Raw genomic sequence first — 23149 nt, 5'->3', positions numbered from 1 at the left:
GGAGAAAAAAGCAGGTCTTAGTGCATGTTCTATTGGACCAAATATCTACTCACCTCACTCTACAAGAGAGCACTGCGAAGTAGCTTCTGCGCTTTTTATCGAAAAAGTCGTTCGCGGTATCGTTAAAAAATATAACTCATAAAAAAGTAAAATTTGCTAGAAATTTCTAGCAAATTTTATATCTCAAAGCATCTAAAGCAAATTTGCCCGCAAGTGCGAGCAAATTTAGACTATTTTCCAAACTCATAAACGATCTTGCCACTTTTTATCGTAGTAGTCGCTGCGCCTTTTAGTTTTTTGCCAAAGAGTGGAGAATTTACCGATTTTGAGCGGTTTATCTTCTCATCATAAACATACTCGATCTCAGGGTCTATCACAGCGATGTCAGCTAGCATGCCCTCTGCAAGCCTGCCTTTATCTTTTAAATTTAGCATCTTAGCCGCATTTGTAGATGTTAGCTCTACCATGCGCTCTAGGCTTATAACGCCCTCATTTACGAGCTTAAGAGTGAGTGGTACAAGGGTTTGAAGTCCGATGATGCCAAATGGCGCCTTGTCAAATTCCACTATCTTTTCGTCCGTGTGGTGTGGGGCATGATCGGTGGCGATAACGTCTATAAGACCGCTTTTTAGTGCTTCTCTTACCGCTTTTACGTCGCTTATCTCGCGAAGTGGCGGCGACATTTTGAAATTTGTATCGTAGGCATTTTTCAAAATTTCATCGTCGCTAAAGCTAAAGTGGTGCGGTGTGGCTTCGCAAGTGATGTTTATGCCCTCTTTTTTGCCCATTTCGATGATCTTTAGCGAGTACTCCGAGCTTACGTGAGCGATGTGGATGTGCGCTTTAGTGAGCTTTGCGAGCAGCATATCACGGCTCACTGCGATCTCCTCTTTCTCTCTCGCCATGCCGCGAAGTCCAAGTATGGCTGAGACCTTGCCCTCGTGCATGACGCCCTGCCTGCAAAGCGAGCAGTCCTCTGAGTGGCTTATGCAAAAGCTATTAAACATGCTTGAGTACTCAAGCGCCGCTCTCATCACGCTTGAGATAGTCACTGGTAGGCCGTCATCACTAAATGCAACTGCGCCAGCCTCTATAAGATCGCCCATCTCGACGATCTCGTTACCGCCAAGCCCTTTGCTAATGGCTGCGATTGGTAAAAGATCGATCAGTCCGCAGTTTTTAGCCTTTTCTATCATCGCTCTTGTGATTGAGGCGTTGTCATTTACTGGGTTTGTATTTGCCATGCAAAGGCAGGTGGTCACTCCTCCAGCCACAGCCGCTTCGGAGCCTGAGATGATGTCGTCTTTATACTCTTGACCAGGATCGCGAAAATGCACGTGCATGTCGATAAGTCCTGGCATGACGAGCTTATTTGTAGCGTCTATGACCTTATCAGCCTCAAATTTCTCACTTCCGATTTTGGCTATTTTGCCGTTTTCTATTAGGATATTTGCCTTAAATTTCTCGTCGCTATTTACGATAGTGCCGTTAATTATTGCTATTTTCATCGTTAGCCCCTATTTTTTGCAAGCGTATTTAGTATCGCCATTCTTATAGCAACGCCGTTTTCAACTTGATTTAGTATGACTGAGTGCGTGCCATCAGCCACGTCTGAATTTAACTCCACGCCCCTATTTATCGGTCCTGGGTGCAGCACGATCGCATCAGGCTTTGCTAGCTTTATCCTATTTTTATTTAGTCCAAAGAATTTTGAGTACTCCCTAGAGCTTGGAAATGCCACGTCCGCACCGCCACGCTCTAGCTGGATGCGAAGCATAATGATGACATCGCTGCCCTCGCAAGCCTCCTCCATATTTTTGCAAATTTGAGACTCAAAAACCTCAGCGTCTTTTGGCATCATCATCCTTGGCGCAAAGAGCTTTAAATTTATGCCAAATTTCTTCATCGCCCAGATGTCAGACCTTGCCACGCGGCTTCTAGCGATGTCACCGATGATCGCCACGTTTAAATTTTTATCCAAAATTTTGCCATGCTCTCTTAGCGTGAAAAGATCAAGCAGAGCTTGGCTTGGGTGCTCATTTGTGCCGTCCCCTGCATTTACGACGCTAGCCTCTGTCTTATCAGCTGCAAATTTCGCCGCTCCAGAGCTTGGGTGACGAAGCACGATGATATCAGTTCTCATCGCAGCCATGTTATTCATCGTGTCATTTAGGCTCTCGCCCTTTGTCACACTAGAGCTTGACGAGCTGAAATTTATCGTATCAGCTCCAAGCCTCTTTGCTGCGATCTCAAAGGATGTTCTAGTTCTTGTCGAGTTTTCATAAAATGCGTTGATCGTGGTCTTTCCACGAAGGTAGTCATTTTTTTTCACTTGGCTTAAATTTAGCTCCTTAAACTCTTTCGCCGCCTCTAGAAAATATAAAATTTCTTCCTTGCTAAGCTCTCTAGTTCCTATCAAATCTTTATGTTTGTAGCCCATTTTAAGCCCTTTTTGATCTATTTTGTTACAAAGTCACAAGCTGGTTTGTAACCGTTGTCGCAAGCTTTTTTAAACAAAGCTTTTGCCTTCTCTTCGCTTTTTGCTTCATTGTCGTCTTTGTCTTTTATAAGGCCATAAGCTGTCATTTCGCCTAGTTTTTCGCAGGCCATGCCCTCGTTTTCATTACACATTTTCGTAAAAATTTTCTCAGCCTGAGCTCTATCTTTTGCCACGCCATCGCCGTTAAATAGCATGATCGCGTTCATCGTGCAAGCTTTTTTCTCGCCCTCACCGCAAGCTTTGTTAAACGCAAGATAGGCCTCGTTAAAATTTTTCTTTGCATAAAGCTCATTTGCCTTGTCTAAATTTTCATTTGCCATAGCATTTAACGCAAAAAGTGCCGCTGCTAAAACTAAAATTTTCTTCATATTTTCTCCTTATTTAAATAACTTTGGATGGTGTTTTTTCATATATTCAACTATCTCTATGACCTCGTCGCTACCGCTAGCGTCAGAGTTTTCTAACGCATCGTCGATGCACTCAACATAGAGATTTGCCGCCTCTTCAAGCTTATCTTTTTTCACTCCAGCATAGTAAAACATCGCCTCAAGCACCATGCTAAGCTCGTAGCTAAGCTCCTCTACGCTTATATCTTCTTCTTTCATATCTCCTCCTGTGTTTTTTTAGTTATTAGATCAACTATCTGCGCCTTGATCGGCTCATAGCTAAAGCCGTCTTTGAAATTTGCAAATAGCCCACCGCTAGCATTGACGTGTCCGCCGCCACCAACTAGGTGCTTAGCCATGGCGCTAACATCAAGCTTGCCATTTGCGCGAAAGCTTAGCGTTTTTTTGTTTGTCACGTCGATAAAGAAGTCAAATTCAGGATTTGCCACCAAAAAATCGTTGCCGATAACAGAAACATTGCCGATATTGTAGGTTAAAATTCCTTTATGATCTTTATAGTTTATGCTAAATTTCTCTTTATTTTCACTAAGTTTTTTTACGACGTAGTTTGAGATTAGATTGCTTAGCGTATCGTCTTTATCCTCTTTGAAAAATGACTTTTTAATGGCATGCACCTGCATATCAAGGCCGATATAGTCGTTTTTCTCGTTAAAAAATTTGCTAGCTTCTTTTAAGATATGATCCATATAAAGGTTATTTTCAGATTCAAACATCACTTTATTTATCTCTTTAGCATTTGCCACAAGACCCAAGCAGACCTTGCCCATCTCGAAATTTTTATCATCTTTTAGCCAGATATCCACGGCATTTACGACGTCACTAAAAATTTCAAGCTCCTTGTTTTGACCAAAGATGCCCGCAAAAAAGTCGTAAGTGATCTTTGTAGCGCACCTTGAACTATCTAAAAAATACCATGAGTAAGCGCTCGCACACTCGGCACCACTTTGGTGATGATCTAGCAAAAATAACTTTATATTTTTACCATCTATCATCTCCTCAAAGCTCTCACACTGAGCTAGGCTTAAATTTAGATCAGTGATCAAAATGACGTTTTTATCATCATTTGAGGCATCTATCTCATCTAGAATTTGAGCAAATTTATCATCTATCTCTCTGCCGTAGTTTGAGTTTAGAAATTTCACATCTTTGAAGTAAAAATTTGTTATGTATTGTGCGCCGTATCCGTCAAGATCGGTGTGTGAGAGGTGATAAATTTTCATCTTTTTCCTTTATAAATTTTCTATTTCTATGACGCCAACTGTTTCAAATGGCGTATTTGCCGAGATCTCAGCAAAGCTTAGCACCACTATATCGATGGCGAAATTTGCGCAGATATTTGCTATAAATTTGCGCAAGCTTGGCTCCACGCAAAGCACCATCTCTCCGTGCTGGCTCATCGGACGCTTCTCTTTTTCACGCCTAAGTGCTTGCACGATAGATGATGTCTGCGCCACGTTTATCATCAGGTGATAGGCGCCGTCTTTATACTGCACCGCATCCATGAGCTTTTGCTGCGCGGCAGTGTCTAGGATGTAGAAATTTAGCTGTCCCTTTTCATCTACATAAAGCGAGGTGATGACGCGTGAAAGCGCTGCACGCACGTGCTCGATGATCATATCTAAATTTTTACTAACCTCTGCGATGTCGCTGATGGCTTCAAGTATGCTAAGCAGGTCTTTGATCGGGATATTGTCTTTAAGCAGCGTTTTTAAGACCTTTTGGATCAAATTTATAGGTGCGATCCTTAGCGTATCCTCGACCACGACTGGGTAGTCGATCTTTAGTTTGTCTAGTAAATTTTGCGTCTCTTGGCGAGTTAAAAGCTCGGCTGCGTTTTGCTTGATAAGCTCGCTCATGTGCGTTGAGATGACACTTGCAGGATCAACTATCGTATATCCGCTAAGTATGGCATCCTCTTTGACGCTAGCATCGATCCAAAGAGCGTCTAGCCCAAAAGCTGGCTCTTTTGTCGGGATTCCTTCTATATCCTCGCTAACTAAGCCACTATCCATCGCTAGAAATTTATCAGCGTAAATTTCGCCCTGACCGATAATGATACCTTTTAGCTTGAAGCGGTACTCGTTTGGTGGTAGCTGGAGGTTGTCGCGGATCCTTATCTTTGGCATCAAAAAGCCAAGGCTTGAAGCGATATTTCGTCTCATAGCGCGAATTCTCTCGATTAGATCCACATCAGCTAACTTTAAAAGGCCATATCCTAGGTCAAGCTCTAAAATTTCAAGCTTCAAGATGTCATTTATCTTTGTCTCTTCTTCTCTTGCGATCTCCTCGTCGCTCTTCTTTGGTGCCTTAGCAGCCACACCGCTTGCAGCTGCCGCCCCTGCTCCACTTGGCGTAGCGCCACCAGCCTTTTTAGAAGCAGTTTTCTCTTTTGGCGCAAGGCTTAAATTTAGCCCGCCATCTTTAGTCTGCTTGATGATGTAGCCAAGCCCTAAAAATAGCAGCGCTATAAAGCCAAGAGATAGGGTTGGCAGACCAGGCACAAGGGCAAACATAAATAGTATGAAGCCCACTATCAGCAAGGTTTTATAGTCGCCTAAGAGCTGATTTAGCGTGCCCTCTGCAAAGTCCTCGTCGTCTTTGCTAGCCCTTGTGATGATGATAGCAGTCGCTGTTGAAGTGATAAGTCCTGGGATCTGGCTCACAAGACCATCGCCGATAGTTAGGATCGTATAGTACTGAGCCGATGTCGCCATATCAAGGCCGTGCTGAAACGAGCCGATAGCAAAGCCGCCGATGATGTTGATGATAGTGATGATGATGCCAGCGACAGCGTCACCTTTTATAAATTTAGACGAACCATCCATCGCGCCATAAAAATTTGCCTCGCCGATGATGGCTTGACGTCTTTCGCGCGCCGTTTTTTCATCAATCAAACCTGCGTTTAGGTCCGCATCTATCGCCATTTGCTTACCAGGCATCGCATCAAGTGTAAAACGCGCTTGCACCTCACTCACACGGGTTGAACCCTTTGTTACGACCATGAAATTTATGAGCACCAAGATACAAAAGACGATGGTACCGATGACGAAGTTGCCACCAACGACGAAATTTCCAAAGCTTGAGATGATCTCGCTGACCGCTTCTGGGCCGTTGTGACCTTCGCTTAAGATCATACGCGTAGTTGCGATGTTTAGCGAGAGGCGAAAAAGCGTGATGATGAGAATGAGCGTCGGAAACGTGCTAAGGTCAGTCGGCTTTGGCACGTAAATAGATATCAAAATAATAAGCACTGAAATCGAGATCGAAAGTGCCAAGAAAAAGTCAAGCACCGCGCTTGGAAGCGGCACGATGATGATAGCAAGGATGGCAACGATGATGCCAACGATGCTAAGACTTTTAAATTTGACAATTGGCGCAAGAAACGGTGCGACAAGAGTCAAGATATTATTTTTTTGCTTTGCCAAGTCTACTTCTTAACGATGTCACTTAGTTTTATCGCGTCAAGCATCTCGTCGATCTTGCCTTGAAGGCCGCTAAACATCGACCAAATTTGACAGCTTGAGGCTTTGTTTGACGGGCAGCCAAGCGCTGAAGATGAGCACTCAAAGACGCTTAGTTCGCGCTTTTCGGCGCATTCGATTATCTTTTTTATGCTTAAATTTTCAGGTTCGCCGTTTAGTGCAAAACCGCCGTTTGCTCCTTTAAATGACTTTAAAACTCCATCTTTTGCCAAATTTTGTAAAATTTTTGCCAGAAAACTTTTTGAAATTTTAAGCTCATTTGAGATCGTATCAACATCAACTGGCGATGATTTTTGAGATATTAAAATAAGCGAAAGTAGAGCGTATTCGCTTGCCTTTGTAAAAAGCATTTATCTTCCTTAACTCTTTAAATAGCCCTAATTTTATTAAATTTTTACTGCATTTTTCATTAATTTTTAAAAAGCGTAATTTTATCTAACTTTATGTTTTAAATGCTATAATCGCTCTTCCAAAATTCACCAATCAGGAGGTCATCATGGCTTTGGATTCGGCTAAAAAAGCTCAAATAGTTGCGAAATTCGCTAGAAAAGAGGGAGATACAGGCTCTCCAGAAGTTCAAATAGCTCTTTTAACAGCTAGAATAACTGAACTTACAGAACACCTTAAAATTTTCAAAAAAGACTTTTCATCACGTTTAGGTCTTTTGAAACTAGTTGGTCAAAGAAAAAGACTTTTAAAGTATCTTAAAAACAAAGACTACGCTACATATTCAAAACTAATCTCTGAGCTTGGCTTAAGAGATAAATAATCCCACGGAGAGCGACCTGCTCTCCTTTTAAATTTCACTTTTTATCTTAAAATTTCTCTTTTTTTGTAGTTTAAATATCTTGCTACAAACTAAATTTAAATTTAATTTTTAATCTTTCAGCTTCTGTGTCAAATTTACACAATTTATTTCTTATTTGATAAATTTTAGAAATTCATGCAAATTTAGCATATTTTTTAAATTCCTATATATTCGGCTTTTTCAATTTCTATATAAAATATAACTTAAAATTAAAATTTATTTTTTAAATAAAGAATTTTTCATAAAAGATTAAGTTTTACGCTAGTAATATTACTCAAAATAAATATGCAGAAAATGCATAATTAGAAGGAGAAAGTGATGAAAGAAGGCAAAGTCATCTGTCCTTATTGCGGGACAGGCTGTCAAGTAACCTTGCACGTGGAAAACAACGTCGTTCGTGCCGCTACTGGCGTCGAAGACAATCCAGTCAATCAAGGAAATTTATGTTTAAAGGGCTTTTATGGCTGGGATTACGTTGCAAGTCCAGACAGACTTACAAAGCCGCTTATTAGAAAGAAAAACGGAGTCTTTTCAAAGGATGGTGAATTTGAAGAGGCCAGCTGGGACGAGGCGCTTGATCTTGTCGTAGAAAAGATGAAAGAGGCAAAAGAGAAATACGGCCCTGACTCACTAGCAGGAAACTTCTCAGCACGCTGTACATTAGAGGACAACTACGTCGCTCAAAAGCTAATGCGCGCTGTAATAGGTACAAATAACGTCGATCACTGTGCTAGAATTTGACACGCTCCGACAGTAGCAGGACTTGCTAAAACAATCGGAAACGGAGCTGCCACAAATAGCTTTACAGAGATTGGCACTTATAGTAACTGTATATTAATGATAGGCTCAAACCCAGAAAATGGTCACCCAATCGCAGCTATGCACATCCAAAGAGCGCTAAACCGCGGTGCAAAACTGATTGTTATCGACCCTATCAAGACTGAGTTTGCAAGTAGAGCAGACATCCACTTGCAACTAGAGCCTGAGCACAACATCCCAGTTATCAACGCACTTCTTTACACTATCATCGAAGAAGGCCTTGTAAATGAGGAATTTGTAAGAGATCACACAATAGGCATCGAGTACGTTAAAGAAGCTGTAAAAGACTATGCCCCAGAGGTTGTAGCAAAATACACAAGGCTAAATCCAGAGGATATCAGAGCAGCTGCTAGAATGTATGCCACCACAAAACCAGCCGTCATCACTCACGGCATGGGCGTAACTCACTTCAACCACGGCGTTGGCGGAGTTTGCGATGTATCAAATTTATTCTTGATCACTGGAAACATCTGCGAGCTTGGCACAGGCGACTTGCCGCTTAGAGGTCAAGAGAACGTTCAAGGCTGCTGCGACATGGGTGTTTTACCAAATATCTTCCCAAATCTTGGCTCAGTAACTGACCCAGAGCAAAGAGCTTGGTTTGAGAAAATGTGGCACCTAGAACCTGGATTTTTAAACTCAAAAATAGGTATCCATAAAACTGAAGTACCTGATGCGATACTTGATGGCAGAGTGCATTTCTTCTGGACTATCGGCGAAAACCCAGTCATCTCTGAGCCAAATACAAACCACTTCTTAAAAGGCATTGCAAATGTCGATTTCTACGTGGTTCAAGATCTATTTTTAACTGAGACTTCACTAAAAGCTGACGTCGTTCTCCCTGGCGTTGCAAGTAGTGAAAAAGAGGGTCTTTACACAAACGCAGAGCGCCGTGTCCAGCACAACGAAGCAGTCATCACACCTCCAGGTGATGCTAGACAAGACTGGTGGATCGTTTGCGAGATCGCACGTCGTTTGGGCGCAACTGAGGGCTTTAATTTTAACTCTCCAGAAGAGATTTGGGAAGAAGTTAGAAAATGTGACCCTAGACGCTACGGCGGTATGAGCTACTATAGACTTAAAAAATATCACGGACTTCACTGGCCATGCCCAACTGAAGATGATATGGGCGGTCAAAGCCTCTATCTTGATAAGAAATTCTTTACTCCTGATGGCAAAGGTCGCTTTGTGCCTTGCTTGTTTGTGGATAAGGCTGATGAGATCGAGAGTGCAAAACTTGAGTTTGCTAAGAAGATGAATATGTCACCTGAGTATCCTATCATGGCTGGTTCAGTCGATGAGAAGACTGATGCTGAGTATCCGATACAGCTTTTAACTACAAGAAAAGTTTATCAATACACAGTTGGCACCATGACAAGACGTTCACGTGCTATCGAAGAGGGTGGCGACAGCATCGGACCTATCGCTGAGATGAGCCCAGCGCTTGCAGAAAGATACGGACTAAAACAAGGCGACTTTATCAAAGCTTGGAGTAGATACGGCTACATCGTCGTAAAAGCTGAAGTAACTGACATCGTGCCTGATGGCATCATACAGATGACTTTCCACTACTGGGAGAGCTCTTGCAACGAGCTAACAAGTAGCGGTTGGGACTACATCAGTAAGACTCCGACATTTAAAGCAGCTATCCAGATCAAAAAGATCGATGAAGAGGAATTTTTACGAGTTCGCGAGCTAAAACGCGAGAAATTCCAAACTTCAAAGATCATCTACGATGACTTCCATCACCACGGAAACGCAGCGATAAATGAGTAAATTTAGCGGGTAACTCCCGCTAAATTTCTTTACTATTAAATTTCATTATCCAAAAGTGCTGACATTGCAAAGCAAAATCTAAATTTTAAATTCACTGTTTGTGATTAAATTTTATATTTAAATACAAAAGCAGATATTTTTAAATTTACTTAAACGCCAAAAAGCTCATGAAATTTCCCCATTTAAATGTGCTCTCGACACGCTTAAAGCCAGCATTTAGGGCTAAGTTTCTATTTTCTTCTTCGGTGTATGGCACAAGCACATTTTCAAGTGCCTCTCTTTTTTGGGCGATCTCGTAGCGTGAGTAGCCTTGCGCTTGCTTGTAGTCCTCGTAAATTTCTATGACGCTTTTAGTAAGCTTTTTATCTTCAAAGATGATCTTTTCACTAAACAAAAAGACGCCATTTTCATTTAGTCCGTTATAAATTTTTTGCACCAGATCAGCCCTTTTTGGCGGTCTTATAAACTGCAAAGTGTAGTTTGCCAAAACAGCGTCAAAGCCCTCTAGCTCGCACTCTAAAATGTCATCTAAAATAAATTCAATATCAGCCCCATAAGCTTTTGCCTTATTTTTAGCATTTGCAAGCATCGCCTCAGAGTTATCCACGCCACTTAGCACGAGGTCGTTTCTAAGGTTGTTTAGCAAAAGCAGGCTATTTGCCGTAGAGCAGCCAAGGTCGCACACTTTTGCTGATTTTGGCAAAATTTTAGCCAGCAACTTTGCGTTTAAATTTGAACTAACGTCGTAAAATGGCACCGAACGCGAGATCATATCATCAAAAACGCTCGCCACAAAATCATCAAATTCAAACTGCTTGCTTATAGGCTCTTTAAAAATTTCATCTCTCATATACCAGCTCCATATCCGTCAAAGTATCTCATCGTCTCTCCAAAAAAGAGATCGCACACGCCCACACACTGCCTAGCCTCGTTTATATCGCGTTTTATCTGCTCTTTTAGCTCGCTAAGAGAGTTAAATTTCTTATTATCGCGCAAACGTTTTATGAAGCAAACGGCGACGTGCTTCGTCACCTTTGGCGCGACTTCGTCTAAGATGTGCGTCTCGACGCTAAAATTTCCATCCGTGCTAAGTCTGTTGCCTATAAAAGTGACCGAGCCATAGGTGTATGAGCTCATTCTCGTTCTTGTCGCATAGACGCCCTCGCGCGGCAAAAGATAGCTTTTTATATCTAAATTTAGCGTAGCAACCAGCTCTTTTGCGCCGATGCCCTGCCCTTTTATCACGTTGCCCTCGATCGAGTACTCCCTGCCTATTAGCCTGTTTGCCTCATCGATGTTGCCTTGGCGTATCAGCTCTCTGATGGAGGAACTATGCACGCCCATGCCGTCATAACAAACCTCATCAACGACGACTACCTCGCCATCAAAAATCCTTTTCAGATCGTGCTTGTCCCACGCTCTATTTCTGCCAAATCTAAAATCAAACCCAACAACGATCTTTTTTAAATTTTTAAAATCCCTCTTTAAAAGTGCGATAAATTCCTCACCACTAAGCCCTTTTATACTCTCAAAATCATATAAGAAGCAAGGATAGTTTGAGTACTCAGCTCGCTTTAGCTTTGGCGTTATGTTTGCCTTGTTTTTGTCGATGACGACAAGTCCGCCAAATTCGCCAAGCTGTTTTAGAAGCTGCTTGTGCCCCCTATGCACGCCGTCAAAGTGCCCGATCGCAACGGCAGTGATGTTATCTTTTGTTAAAAGCGTAGAAAAATTCGGCATTTCCTTCCTTTCCCTTGACCTCGCACTCTTTGCAAGCTATCAGTTCAAATTTCAAGCTACTTGCTAGCACTTCAAAGCGCTTCATCGCTAAATTTACAGCCTTAGCGTCGGTGACAACGCCTTTTTTATTGCGTTTTACGCCAACGCCCACTTCAAACTGCGGTTTAAAAAGTGTGATGATGAGCGAATTTTCGCTTGCTAGCTCGCAAATGGCTGGCAAAATTTCAGCCAAAGAGATAAAGCTCACGTCGCAAGTTATGAGGTTAAATTCATTTTTGTGCGTTTTGGCAAACTCCCTGACGTCAGTTTTCTCATAAATTTTCACTCGCTCATCGCTTCTTAGGCTGGCGTCCAGCTGATTAGTGCCCACATCAACGCCAGTCACGCTTTTTACGCCACGCTCAAGCAAAATTTGCATAAAGCCGCCAGTTGAGCTGCCGATATCAAGTGCGTTTTTGCCAGCTAGGTCAAATTTCATCACCTCTAAAAAACTTTTTAGCTTCAAAGCGCCTCGCCCAACGTAAATTTCATCAAGCAGTGAAATTTTAGCCTCGCTAACCTCGCTTGAAACCTTGGTGCAAATTTCGCCATCTGCAAGCACTTTGCCTGATTTTATTAGCTCGCTCGCCTTGTTTCTACTGATGTTTAAAACACTTGCGACGTAGTTATCAAACCTCAAGTTTTAGCCTCTCATATTCGCTCTCATCGATCACCAGCACGCCTAGCTCTTTTGCTTTTTCTAGCTTACTGCCAGCCTCCTCGCCAGCTAGGACGAAGTCCGTTTTTTTAGAAACTGAGCCAGAAACCTTTGCGCCAAAGCTCTCAAGCTCGGCCTTTATCTCATCTCTTGGGCGACTTAGCGTGCCAGTTATAACGACCGTCTTGCCGCTTAGTGCGTTTGAGATGCTCTGCACCTGCGTCACGCTTGGCTGCACGATCTCGCTTAGAGCTAAAATTTCATCCCTATTTACCTCGGCAAAGTCGATTAAACTATTTGCCATCTCCGCACCAAAGCCCTCAAGCGAGACAAGCTCTTCAAAGCTAGCATCAAGCCAGCCTAGTCCAAAGCTACTTGCAAGCTTTTTAGCCGCCACTTCGCCGATGTGCTCGCAGCCAAGACCGGTGATAAAGCGCGATAGCTCCGCTCCTTTGCTAGCCTCAATGGCATTTAAAAGGTTATTTACCTTTTTCTCTTTAAAGCCCTCAAGCGCCATTAGATCATCAAATTTAAGGCCGTAGATGTCTTTTATACAAGCAATCAGCCCCTTGTCAAATAGCAAATTTACGATCGCATCGCCAAGGCCGTCGATATTTAGGCATTTTTTCGATGCGTAGTGAATTATTGAGCCCACTACTCTTGCCCTGCAGCTTAAATTTTGACACTTTACAAAGACCCCTTCATCAAGCAGGTGCGAGCCACAAACTGGGCAAAATTTAGGCCTATCAATCGCTTGCTCGCTGCCATCTCGCCTATCTTTAAAGACCTTTGTGATCTTTGGTATCACATCTCCTGAGCGGATGATGCCGATGTAGTCGTTTTTCATAACGCCAAGGCGCTCGATCTCGTCAAAGTTGTGAAGGGTGGCGGATTTCACATTTGCGCCATCTATATTTACCTCATCAAGCACGCCAACAGGCGTTACTACGCCGCTTCTGCCAACTTGAAGTGCGACATCTCTTAGCCTAGTCACCTTTTCAATGGCTGGAAATTTAAACGCCACCATAAATTTTGGAAATTTGACCGTGTAGCCTAGCTCTTCACAGCGCACAAGGTCATTTACGCGTATCACCATGCCATCCATCATCACGCTTTTTGCGTCGCGATTTGCCAAGAGCTCGTTATATGCAGCCTCAAGCTCATCTTTTTTTAAAATTTTGAAAAAATCATCCCTCTCAAAGCCAAGATCTCGCACAAATTTCATCACTTCGCTGTGATCTTTTAGCCCAAGGCTCTGCTCGCCTACGCCCCAAGGTATGAAAAGTAGCTTTCTTTTTGCAGTGACTGAGCTATCAAGCTGTCTTAGACTACCTGCGGCTGCATTTCTAGGGTTTGAAAGTGGCGCCTCGCCCTCTTTTGCGCGCTCTGCGTTTAGAAGCTCAAAGTCATCTTTTCTTATGACGACTTCGCCCCTGATTTCAATGAGCCCTTTGTAGCTAATGCTCTTTAAAACAGAATTTATCGTCCTTGCATTTTGCGTCACGTCCTCGCCTGTAACGCCGTCGCCTCTTGTGATCGCCCTAACTAAAACGCCATTTTCATAGAGTAAATTTAGGCTCGCTCCGTCAAATTTTGGCTCTGCAACAAAGGTTAAGTTCTCTTTATCGCCGCGCTTTAGCCACGCTTCAAGCTCGCCAAGGCTAAAGATATCCTCCATGCTCCACATGCGCTTTATGTGGCTTGCCTTGCTAAAGCCCTCTTTTACGCTCCCACCCACTCGCTTAGTCGGCGAAAATAGCGAAATTTCACTTGGATTTGCCTGCTCGAAAGCTAAAACCGCATGATATAGCGCATCATACTCCTCGTCGCTTGCAAGTGGTTCGTCATCGTCGTAGTAGGCCTTAGCCCACGCATTTAGCGTATCTACTGCTTTTTCATACTCTTGTTTTGTCATTTTTGCTCCAAATTTACACCGCATTTTATCTTAAACATACTTTATAAATGATCCAAATTTAGCTCTCTTGCGTCACATAAATGGACATTTTTATAGACCTTTGCTATCTCGTCTCTAGCCCTCATTAGCGCAAAGCCAAGCAAATTTTGCCCTCGCCACTTCATAGGATTTTGCGCATTTTCATCGCTTGCGGCCAAACCTATGCCCCAAATTTTATCAACTGGGCTTGCCTCGACTAAAATTTTGCTCCCAGTTTGAAGTAAAAAATCTCGCAAAGGGGCATTTTGGCTAAATTTTAAATAGCTCGCATTTAGCACAACGCTAAATTTTATCTCGTCCCAGACCTTGGCGTCAAAGCCACGCACCTGCCTGCCAAGCGCCTTCATCTGCGCTGGATCTTTGGCGGATAAAATTTGCTCTAAAGTCTCCTCGTCGCCAAAACACTCAGCCTTTTTAGCCATCATATATTGCTCGGCGCAAATGTATCTAGTTTCATCTTCCCAAAAACTAGAGCCGTACCACTGACTAAGGCAGCTGGCACTTAAATTTGCGCTTTTTTGATGACCCCAAAATAATAGAAATTTATCCGCCTTGCCAGCGTTGTAGCGCTTTTTTAGCCACTTTAACTCATATCTAGGCTCACGCTCCCAAAGGTCGGTGACAAATTCATCTTTGATAAAAAGCGTGCTTTCATCAGAGCCTAGTCTCTCATCCCAGTAACCACGCCACGTCGCAGGCTCAGCAAAGAGCTGCTGATACTCGCTACGTTCATCTTGGCTTAGCGTTTTAAGCCAGTCGTTAAATTTAAACTTATAATCCTCGCCAGCGCCCATCCTCCAGCCGATGGAAAATGGATCTATACTTGGAAATTTGATCCAAGGCGGTGGAAGTAAATTTTTCATCTAGCCTCTTTTTAGCCAAGCGCCCTACCAAAGCGTGGCTTGGTTCATCGCCTCGTGCATATCGAAAAGCTGCTTATGCTCTGCCACGTCGTGCGTTCTAATGATCTGCGCACCGTTTTCGAAGGCCTTTAGATGCAGATAAAGTGAGCCTGGCAAGCGCTCCTTGACCTCGCTTTTATAGTAGTGATTTATCACTGATTTGCGGCTAGCACCAACAAGTAGCGGGCACTCAAATTTCAAAAAATGCTCCAAATGCTTAATAAGCAGCAAATTTTGCTCAGCCGTCTTGCCAAAGCCAATGCCCACATCAAGCACTATCTTTTTAGCGCCAAGCTCCCTTGCAAGGGCTATCTTTTGCTCAAAAAAATCCGTTATTTCGCCGATTAAGTCGTTATACTTTGGCGCAATCTGCATGGTGGCAGGATCGCCTTGCATGTGCATCATGCAAAACTGCGCGTCATATCTTGCAGCAAGCGAGGCTAAATTTGCATTTGCCGTGATGTCGTTTATCATCCTAAAGCCGTGATTTAGCGCAAATTCTAAGCAATAAGGATCAAAGCTATCAAGGCTAAATTTTGCCTTTTCATGTAAATTTAGCTTGTAAATTTCCTCCACGATATCTTTTATGCGCCTAAACTCTTCCTCACGTCCGCAATACTCGCTCCCCGGCCTTGAGCTAACGCCGCCAAGGTCGATATAGTGGGCTCCTGCTTCGATCATGGCTTCGATTTTTGCTATGCCATTTTGTGTATTTATGCGGCTTTGCTCGTTAAAACTATCTCTATTTATATTTGCAACGCCCATTATAAGAGGCTCTGTGGGTTTTGTAAATTTAGTCTCCAAAAAAACTGCAAGCTTTTTAAGTCCAAAGTCTTGTAGCTTCTCTTTTTTTGCTAATTGCCTAAGCTGCGCGTTTGTCGCCATTAGCAAGGCTTTATTTAGACTCTCGCGACCCAAGATCGTATCATTATGCGTCACAAGCTCGGCGCCGACACTTAGGGCGTCTTGCTTTAGGATATTTGCCGCAGGGGTCTTTATCTCGTCAATGAAGATAAAATTGATCTCGCTCTTTTCTTGCATGAGCTTCGCACCAGCCGGACTTGGCGAGATGGCCTTGCAAATTTGATCAAAGTCGCTTTTGTTATTTATCTTATAAAATTTCAACGTCGTCCTTTCTCAAAGATAGTAAGCAAAAGTGGCGTCAAAACGGCATGAGACTTGGCGTTTAGATCGGCAAGCTTGATGAGTGAGAAAAAATACTCCATCTCATCGCCGCTAAATTTATACCCGCTATCAACCGCCTTTGTCACGATAGCGCCCACAAGCTCTTTTAGCTCGTTTTTGCCAAATTTTTGCGCCTGTTCCTCTGCTATCTTTTGATCGATAAAGCTTGTTAGCTCTTTTAGGCTAAGCGATTTTAAATTTAGCTCCACACTCATTTTTGGCTTTTTGGTGAGCTTATTTTCTATGAGCATCCTCGATCTTATCGTTGGTAGAAGCAAATTTTTACTCTGCGTTACTATTATAAATTTGATGTTTCTTGGGGGCTCTTCAATGATCTTTAAAAGTGCGTTTTGAGCCTCGGTGCGAAAAGACTTCGCCTCTATGACTAAAATTTTCTCATCTTTTTCGGCGATGTAGGCTTCAGCGATGACCTCTTTTGCATTTTCTAGCAAAAAATCATCGCTTATAAAAAATCTTAAGTTATTTACGCCAAACTCGGCTTCAAGCTTGGCTTTTAAATTTTCAAAATCGCTTGTTATGACGATTTTATTTAGCATTTAGAGTATCACCTTTGCAAAGAGCACAGCGTCTATGCTCTTGTCAAAAAGTTTATATAAATTTAGAAGTTTAATGTCTAAGTTTTCATCGCTCGAGCTTAGCGTGAAGCTATTTTGCGCCTGCTCATCAAAGAGCCACATATAGCTGTTTTCGTCAGTCTTAGCTAAATTGGCACGCTTGTCTATGCTTTTGCCAATATAAAAAAAGATGTAGCCATTTGGAAAGGCAAGGCTTAGCATATCTTTTAAAAGTTGTTTTTGCTCGTTTGTCTCGACGCTGTCAAAGGCTGGATAGAGCGATCTTAGGCTAAAAAATGGCAAAAATGGACGCTCGCTTTTTGTGCGGTTGATATTTCTTAAAAGATAGTTTTCAAACCACTCTCGCTCATCGTCGCAGATGACTATAAAAGCCTTGCTATCAAGCAAAAATTTAAGCCTAGATGCAAGCAAAGGCGTCCATTCAACGCGCTTCTCCTCCATCCAGCTCATATATCTTTCGCTTCTTATAGTCTCAAGCGTCCATTGGATAAAATCTTGCATTATTTATCTAACTTATACGCATCGTGAAGCACGCGAACCGCGAGCTCGCCATATTTTTGATCGACGATCATTGAAATTTTTATCTCACTTGTTGAGATCATCTGGATATTTATCCCCTCTTTCGCAAGCGTCTCAAATGCTAGACATGCTACGCCGCTGTGGCTCTTCATGCCTACGCCGATAACCGAGACTTTCACGATCGCATCGTCATACTCGACATGTTTTGCAGCTGAGAGCTTTTGCATAGTCTCTTTTGCTAGGTCAAGCTCGTTTTGTGGCACTGTAAAGCCTAAATTTGTCGTGCCGTCGTGTCCTACGTTTTGGATGATCATATCTACATTTATATTTTGATGAGCTAGAGCTGTGAAAATTTCAGCTGCGATGCCAGGCTTATCGACTACGCCTCTTAAAGTTACTCTTGCTTGATTTTTATCTAGTGCTATACCGCTTACTAAAACCGCTTCCATATTATCTTCCTTTGCTATTAATGTACCTTCGTTGTGGTTAAAACTGCTTCTTGTGATTAGTTTGACATTTAGTTTTTTTGCTAGCTCGACTGAGCGATTTTGAAGCACTTTCGCCCCAGCAGAGGCGAGCTCAAGCATCTCGTCATAGCTTATCTTTTCTAGCTTTTTTGCCTTTTTTTCTATCCTTGGATCAGTCGTATAAACGCCATCAACGTCGGTAAAAATTTCACACAGATCAGCTTCAAGCGCCCCAGCAAGGGCAACCGCACTAAGGTCGCTTCCACCTCTGCCAAGAGTGGTGATATCGCCTTTGTCGTCTATGCCTTGAAAGCCTGCTACGACGACGATCCTGCCAGCTTTTAGCTCAGCTTTTAACCTAGTGGTGTCTATCTTTTCTATCCTAGCTTTTGTATGCACATCATCAGTCATTATCCCAGCCATTGCGCCAGTTAGTCCTACGCACGCATAGCCTTTTGCATTAAGTGCAATCGTCAAAAGCGCGGTGGTTACTTGCTCCCCAGAGCTTAAAAGCATATCAGTAGCAACGCCGTCTGGGTGCTTTGAGAAATACTCACTATATTCGACCAATTGATTTGTAACTCCACTCATCGCAGAAACTACCACAACCACGTCAGCGCCGCTGTTTTTAGTCTCTATGACCCTGTTTGCCACAGCTTCGATGCGCTCAAGCGTGCCTACGCTAGTTCCGCCAAATTTTTGAACGATTAACATCAAAAATATCCTTTCTCTTTAAAATAACTCAAAACTTTGTCATAAATAGGCTTTTTGAAGTGATTTATCCCCTCTAAAGCCTTGTTGATATCTACAAATTTATACTCGCTAAACTCTGGATGCTCAGTCTTTAAATTTATGCTCGCACCGTTTTTTAGCCTAACCAAAAAGTACTTTTGCGTCTGCCCATCAAATGGATAAAATCTCTTTGACGCATTTGCTGGAAAGTCGTAGCTAAGCCAATCAGGATACTCTTCTAAGAAGTCAAATTTATCAGTTCCGATCTCCTCTTTAAGCTCCCTTTTTAGCGCTTGTTTTGGACTTTCGCCTTCGTCTATACCGCCTTGAGGAAACTGCCAGATATCGTCCATATCAACCCTTTTTGCGACTAAAATTTCGCATTTAAAAGGGTAAGAGCTAGACAAAATGACAGCTGCTACATTTGGTCTATATTTTTTTTGCATGTCTTTTCCAAAAAATTTATTTGAGATGATAACGAAAAAGAGTTAAGAGATAGATAAATGAAGTTAGTTTTTGCGCCGTTTGTAATAAATCGCACCTCCACTAAAAAGCAGTAAAACCACACCGCATGATGCTAGACAAAATATAAATTTACCAAGCTCACCAAAGATATATCCAGCGTGCAAATCAAGCATAAATTTATAAATTTCAAATGACTTTGGCATGGCATTTTTTGAAATTTGCTCGCTTTTTGTATCGACTAAAAGCCTAACGCCATCTCTCTCGCTAGCACCTTTTGGCAGGTAAAAGAGCATAAATTTGACGCCTCCGCTATTTGCTATAAAATTTAAAGCCTCAAACTCGTTTCCAAATTTGGAGATGAAAATTTCATAAGCCTTTTTAAGGTTTGCCACCTTTTGCTCGTCGCTTAAGCTAAAGCCATTTTTGTTTGTAAAATTTGGCTTTTTAAAGACCTTTTCTTCGCCACAAATTTGATTTATAACCTTAGCAAAGCTCTCATAAGAAAAGTAAAGCCCGCTAATGCAAATCACACTTAAAACGGCGCCAAGATAGATACCCAAAAAACCGTGTAGCGAATACAAAAATGCAAATTTTCTTGCCTTTAAATTTAGCTTAAAAACATCCCCCACCCTGCTTCTAAACCTCCAAAAATATATCACCGCCCCGCTTATCAAGATAAAAAGCAACGCAAGCGTAGAGAGTGCCACTAGCTCGCTTGCAAATTTGGTCAAATTTTCATTTTTAAAAAGCGAAAGGGCTAAGTTTTTATGCAAATTTAAAACCAGCCCTATAAATTTCTCTGCGCTATTTTTGCCTGAAATTTCTCCTGTATAAGGATCTATGAAAAACGACTCAAATTTGCCGTTTTCACTAGTTCCGCTTATGGCGTAAGCCTTGTTTGCCTCTGATTTTATCTTTAGGTAGCTAAGATTAAAATTTGGCTCACTTTTGCTAAAAATTTTTAAAATTTCATCTATCTCTAAAGGCTTTTTGCCAGCCACGACCTCATCTTTGCTAAAGATATCGATTATCTCATCATGATACGAGATGATCGCCCCACTAATGCTAAGCACAAGAAGCGGCAAGGCAAAGATAAAAGCCAAGATGAGATGAAATTTTTTCAAAATTTTTATCATTTTAAAACTTTAAGTTAAAGCCAAGTTCGATCTTTTGTCCGTCAGCTATCAAGATGTCGTATCTGCCAGATCTTGTCGTAAAGTACTCATTAAAGAGGTTATAAACGCTCAAATTTAGACTGAAATTTTTAGTTACGTTGTAGTTTATACCAAGATCAGCGATCACGTAAGGTCTGATGTCATCAGCATAGCTAAATGAGTTTTTAGTCCTACCATAATAATTTATCTGAGACCAGAAATTTAGCCATCTGTTTAGCTCGTAGTTCGCTCCAAATTTAAATGTATGAAGCGGATAGTTGTTTAAGCTTTTGCCTATCTCCGCTCCATCTTTTTGTTTTGATTTTGTATAAACGTAGCTTTGATTTAGCCTAAGAGCGTTTGTGACTTGCCACTCATTTGTTAGTTCAACTCCGTAAATTTCAGCTTTGCCGATATTTACACTCTCCCAAATCCCACGACGATAAATTTTGCCTTTATGCGTGCAAGGGTTACCAGGTCTTGAGGTGCAGATAGGGCTATAGCTTAACATATCTTTAAAACTTGTGTAAAAGCCAGTTAGCGATGCTTCAAAGCCTTCATTGTCATTATAAACGCCGCCAAATTCATAGCTCACGCTTGTCTCTGGCTTAAGGCTACTTCTGCCAAGCTGTGCCCCACGTCCTCCAGCAAATGGCAATGCAAGATCTTGCGTGCGTTGTTTGATGTCAGGCGTCGCGTATCCTGTGCTAACTCCGCCTTTTAGGGCAAAAAAGTCATTTAAGTTATAGATACCATAAATTCTTGGTGAAACGTGCGAACCGTAGTTCTCGTCGTAGTTATAGCGAATGCCAGTGCTTAAGATAAAGTCTTTTGTAAGGTGATAATCATCCTCGCCGTAAAGTGAAACATCATATCTTTTTACATTTGCAGCGTCTGCTGTGGTAGCCTTTTCATCAAGCTTTTCTTTTTTGGCGTTTAGCCCTAAAGTAAAGGCGTTGTTATCAGTAAAATATGAGCCTTTTGTATCAAAATTTAGTGTTTTTAGCGTTAAATTTTGTTGCGCGATCTCTTTTATCTTGCCATAAGATAAATAGCTTTGAAGCAAGATATTATCAAGCCTTGCTTCGTGGCTTAAATTTATCACATCGCCCTTTATTCTCTCGCTAGCAACCGAGTTAGTACCAGTTGATAGTGTTTTGCCTTTGCTTCTTTTATATTTCACGTCGCTTCTTGCAAGCTCAAGCGTGATGTCGTTATTTTCATTTGGTCTAAAAAAGAGCTTCGTGCCAAAATTTCTATCTTTTTGCTCTCTGTTTGCGTATGAGATTTTATCCTCTGACTTGTTTAAATTTTTGCCATAAACTGAGATGCTTAAAACATCGTCTATTAGCCCAGAGTGTAGATAGAGGCTGTTGTAAAACTCGCCGCTTATATTTTTATTTCTAGCAAATTTATAGCTTGAGCCAAGATTTGCATGAAAGTCGTTGCTAAACTCATCTGTTATGATATTTATCACACCACCCAGTGCGTCACTGCCATAAAGCGAGCTCATAGGACCTCGTATCACTTCGATACGACTTATCGCACTTGCTGGTGGGATGAAACTATATGAGCCTCCAACACTTCTTAGCCCCTTATAAGCGTTATCTCCTGGCACTGGCATGCCATTTACTAAAATTTTAGTAAATCTTGGAGAGAATCCGCGTATAGAAATTCCTCGTCTATTTGCCGCTTCGGGAGTCGCTCCAAAAAGGCTTGGCACGTCTTTTACCATGCTCTCAACGTCCTTGTGATTTCTCTTTTCTAGCGCATCTTGAGTGATGACGCTAAGCGTTGCAGGGGCGTCTTTTATATTTTGCTCAAAGCCAGTTGCACTCACTACTTTAACCTCTGGCAGAACTTTATCTTCATTTGCAAAGAGCGGTAAATTTATAAAAACTGCCGCACAAATAGAAATTTTTAATAGACTTCTCACAAAAAAACTCCTTATTAAAATTTAAATCACATTTTACTAAAATAAAATAATCGTTATCAATATCAGACATAACGTTAGAGGGATTAAATTTAACGCTCAAGGGATAAAATGATAAATTTAGATAAAAGATATGGCATAAGTAAAATCTTGCAAAGCAACAAGCGGATAAATGTAGAATTTTTTAAACAAGCTAATGGCATCAGCTACCTAAAAAGCGAGATTTTATGCAACAAAATCATAAAAAGAGAGAGCGAGGGAGATAAAAAATATCTATTTTTGATGTTTAACGAAGCAAAAGATAATCTTTGCTTCAAGCTTGATAAAAAAGAGTACCTTTTAAGCAGGGATGAGTTTTGCATAGGACTGGTAAATGATAGCTTAAAAGGCGTTTTTGAATATCAAAATAAATTTTATAAAACCAAAACCTTGCTTTTTGAAGAAAACTACGCAAATAAGCTTGAAATTTTTAGTGAGCTAAAATTTGAAGAGAAATTTGATCTTATAAAATGCAAAAAAGATAAGGCTCAAATTTGCGTTTTAAACGAGCTTGAGACGACAAATTTATATGATGGTATGATGAGAGAAATTTTTATAGAGTCAAAAATTTTAGAGCTTATCTATAAGAGCAAAGCTTTAAAAGATGAGAAAATTTACTTTAGTAGCGATGAAGAGAAGCTGCTTTTAAAGGCTAAGAAAATTTTGCTTACTCGCATGCAAAATCCCCCAAGCATCAAAGAGTTAGCGCACCTTTGCGGCACTAATGACTTTTGGCTTAAGAAAAATTTTAAACTCTTTTTCAAAGATACGATCTATCAGCTTTTAGCAAAAGAGCGGCTAAAGCTTGCATTTGCCCTTTTAAAACAAAATGATATCAGCATAAAAGAGGCCGCTAGCATCGTTGGCTACACAAATGCAGCGCATTTTGCAAAAATTTTTAAAGGCACTTTTGGCTTTTTACCAAGTGAGCTAATAAGGCAAAAAAGCTACTTTTAAACTGCTCTAAATGCCAA

Annotated in this window: 22 protein-coding genes; 3 read left to right on the top strand and 19 right to left on the bottom strand. The window is 41.5% G+C overall.

Features of this window, described 5'->3' with window-relative positions:
- Nucleotides 1-230: 230 nt before the first annotated feature.
- Genes UNSWCS_RS06180 through UNSWCS_RS06150 form a run of 7 tightly spaced genes read right to left on the bottom strand, consistent with a single transcriptional unit; the run spans nucleotide 231 to nucleotide 6739 of the window.
- Nucleotides 231-1508 carry a dihydroorotase gene (locus tag UNSWCS_RS06180; RefSeq protein WP_021087761.1) on the bottom strand — a complete coding sequence of 426 codons (1278 nt, stop codon included), beginning with the start codon at nucleotides 1506-1508 and terminating at the stop codon, nucleotides 231-233.
- 2 nt (nucleotides 1509-1510) lie between these two features.
- A complete protein-coding gene (locus tag UNSWCS_RS06175; RefSeq protein WP_021087772.1) occupies nucleotides 1511-2440 on the bottom strand; it encodes an aspartate carbamoyltransferase catalytic subunit in 930 nt (309 codons plus the stop codon).
- Between the two features lie 17 nt (nucleotides 2441-2457).
- Entirely contained in the window at nucleotides 2458-2868 is a 411-nt protein-coding gene (locus UNSWCS_RS06170; RefSeq protein ID WP_009294145.1) for a tetratricopeptide repeat protein, read from the bottom strand.
- 9 nt (nucleotides 2869-2877) lie between these two features.
- On the bottom strand, nucleotides 2878-3105 hold the full coding sequence (locus tag UNSWCS_RS06165) for a hypothetical protein (protein ID WP_021087773.1): 228 nt from the start codon (nucleotides 3103-3105) through the stop codon (nucleotides 2878-2880).
- Entirely contained in the window at nucleotides 3102-4127 is a 1026-nt protein-coding gene (locus UNSWCS_RS06160) for a DHH family phosphoesterase (protein ID WP_021087763.1), read from the bottom strand. Before UNSWCS_RS06160 ends, UNSWCS_RS06165 begins: the two co-directional genes overlap by 4 nt.
- 9 nt (nucleotides 4128-4136) lie before the next feature.
- Nucleotides 4137-6332: a flagellar biosynthesis protein FlhA gene (gene flhA, locus UNSWCS_RS06155; RefSeq protein ID WP_021087768.1), complete on the bottom strand. Its 2196-nt coding sequence runs from the start codon at nucleotides 6330-6332 to the stop codon at nucleotides 4137-4139.
- Nucleotides 6333-6334: 2 nt separating this feature from the next.
- Nucleotides 6335-6739 (bottom strand): Rrf2 family transcriptional regulator, encoded by a 405-nt coding sequence (locus UNSWCS_RS06150; RefSeq protein ID WP_004317794.1) that lies wholly within the window; start codon nucleotides 6737-6739, stop codon nucleotides 6335-6337.
- A 146-nt stretch (nucleotides 6740-6885) separates the two neighbouring features.
- Here UNSWCS_RS06150 and rpsO point away from each other — a divergent pair, with 146 nt between their 5' ends.
- The gene (rpsO, locus tag UNSWCS_RS06145) at nucleotides 6886-7158 is read left to right on the top strand and encodes a 30S ribosomal protein S15 (protein ID WP_021087762.1); all 273 of its coding nucleotides are present in this window, start codon (nucleotides 6886-6888) and stop codon (nucleotides 7156-7158) included.
- Nucleotides 7159-7515: 357 nt separating this feature from the next.
- On the top strand, nucleotides 7516-9792 hold the full coding sequence (fdhF, locus tag UNSWCS_RS06135; RefSeq protein ID WP_080655749.1) for a formate dehydrogenase subunit alpha: 2277 nt from the start codon (nucleotides 7516-7518) through the stop codon (nucleotides 9790-9792).
- Between the two features lie 145 nt (nucleotides 9793-9937).
- Here fdhF and cmoA read toward each other — a convergent pair whose 3' ends face one another.
- From cmoA to UNSWCS_RS06075, 12 genes are all read right to left on the bottom strand, one after another.
- Nucleotides 9938-10642 (bottom strand): carboxy-S-adenosyl-L-methionine synthase CmoA, encoded by a 705-nt coding sequence (gene cmoA / locus UNSWCS_RS06130; protein ID WP_021085945.1) that lies wholly within the window; start codon nucleotides 10640-10642, stop codon nucleotides 9938-9940.
- On the bottom strand, nucleotides 10639-11532 hold the full coding sequence (locus UNSWCS_RS06125) for a bifunctional riboflavin kinase/FAD synthetase (protein ID WP_021087777.1): 894 nt from the start codon (nucleotides 11530-11532) through the stop codon (nucleotides 10639-10641). The genes cmoA and UNSWCS_RS06125 overlap by 4 nt, the downstream gene beginning before the upstream one ends.
- Entirely contained in the window at nucleotides 11498-12211 is a 714-nt protein-coding gene (locus UNSWCS_RS06120) for a TlyA family RNA methyltransferase (protein WP_021087785.1), read from the bottom strand. The genes UNSWCS_RS06125 and UNSWCS_RS06120 overlap by 35 nt, the downstream gene beginning before the upstream one ends.
- A complete protein-coding gene (gene ligA, locus UNSWCS_RS06115) occupies nucleotides 12201-14144 on the bottom strand; it encodes an NAD-dependent DNA ligase LigA (protein WP_021087779.1) in 1944 nt (647 codons plus the stop codon). Before ligA ends, UNSWCS_RS06120 begins: the two co-directional genes overlap by 11 nt.
- Nucleotides 14145-14185: 41 nt before the next feature.
- On the bottom strand, nucleotides 14186-15046 hold the full coding sequence (locus tag UNSWCS_RS06110; protein ID WP_021087756.1) for an NADAR family protein: 861 nt from the start codon (nucleotides 15044-15046) through the stop codon (nucleotides 14186-14188).
- Nucleotides 15047-15070: 24 nt separating this feature from the next.
- Nucleotides 15071-16210, bottom strand: coding sequence for a dihydropteroate synthase (gene folP / locus UNSWCS_RS06105; protein ID WP_021087769.1), 1140 nt, complete (start codon nucleotides 16208-16210; stop codon nucleotides 15071-15073).
- Nucleotides 16207-16827 (bottom strand): DNA polymerase III subunit delta', encoded by a 621-nt coding sequence (locus tag UNSWCS_RS06100; RefSeq protein ID WP_021084343.1) that lies wholly within the window; start codon nucleotides 16825-16827, stop codon nucleotides 16207-16209. The genes folP and UNSWCS_RS06100 overlap by 4 nt, the downstream gene beginning before the upstream one ends.
- The gene (locus UNSWCS_RS06095; protein WP_021087775.1) at nucleotides 16828-17367 is read right to left on the bottom strand and encodes a HobA family DNA replication regulator; all 540 of its coding nucleotides are present in this window, start codon (nucleotides 17365-17367) and stop codon (nucleotides 16828-16830) included.
- A complete protein-coding gene (locus tag UNSWCS_RS06090) occupies nucleotides 17367-18566 on the bottom strand; it encodes an aspartate kinase (RefSeq protein WP_021087776.1) in 1200 nt (399 codons plus the stop codon). The genes UNSWCS_RS06095 and UNSWCS_RS06090 overlap by 1 nt, the downstream gene beginning before the upstream one ends.
- On the bottom strand, nucleotides 18566-19030 hold the full coding sequence (locus UNSWCS_RS06085) for an RNA pyrophosphohydrolase (protein ID WP_021087786.1): 465 nt from the start codon (nucleotides 19028-19030) through the stop codon (nucleotides 18566-18568). The genes UNSWCS_RS06090 and UNSWCS_RS06085 overlap by 1 nt, the downstream gene beginning before the upstream one ends.
- Nucleotides 19031-19093: 63 nt before the next feature.
- Nucleotides 19094-20185, bottom strand: coding sequence for a PepSY-associated TM helix domain-containing protein (locus UNSWCS_RS06080; RefSeq protein WP_021087784.1), 1092 nt, complete (start codon nucleotides 20183-20185; stop codon nucleotides 19094-19096).
- Between the two features lies 1 nt (nucleotide 20186).
- A complete protein-coding gene (locus UNSWCS_RS06075; RefSeq protein ID WP_021087783.1) occupies nucleotides 20187-22139 on the bottom strand; it encodes a TonB-dependent receptor domain-containing protein in 1953 nt (650 codons plus the stop codon).
- A 108-nt stretch (nucleotides 22140-22247) separates the two neighbouring features.
- Between UNSWCS_RS06075 and UNSWCS_RS06070 the strand changes: the two genes are divergently transcribed.
- On the top strand, nucleotides 22248-23132 hold the full coding sequence (locus UNSWCS_RS06070; RefSeq protein WP_021087780.1) for a helix-turn-helix domain-containing protein: 885 nt from the start codon (nucleotides 22248-22250) through the stop codon (nucleotides 23130-23132).
- The last annotated feature ends 17 nt before the right edge of the window (nucleotides 23133-23149 follow it).

Source organism: Campylobacter concisus UNSWCS (assembly GCF_000466685.1).
In the GTDB taxonomy this organism is placed as follows: Bacteria; Campylobacterota; Campylobacteria; order Campylobacterales; family Campylobacteraceae; genus Campylobacter_A; species Campylobacter_A concisus_A.
This window is presented reverse-complemented; position numbering and strand designations above follow the sequence as displayed.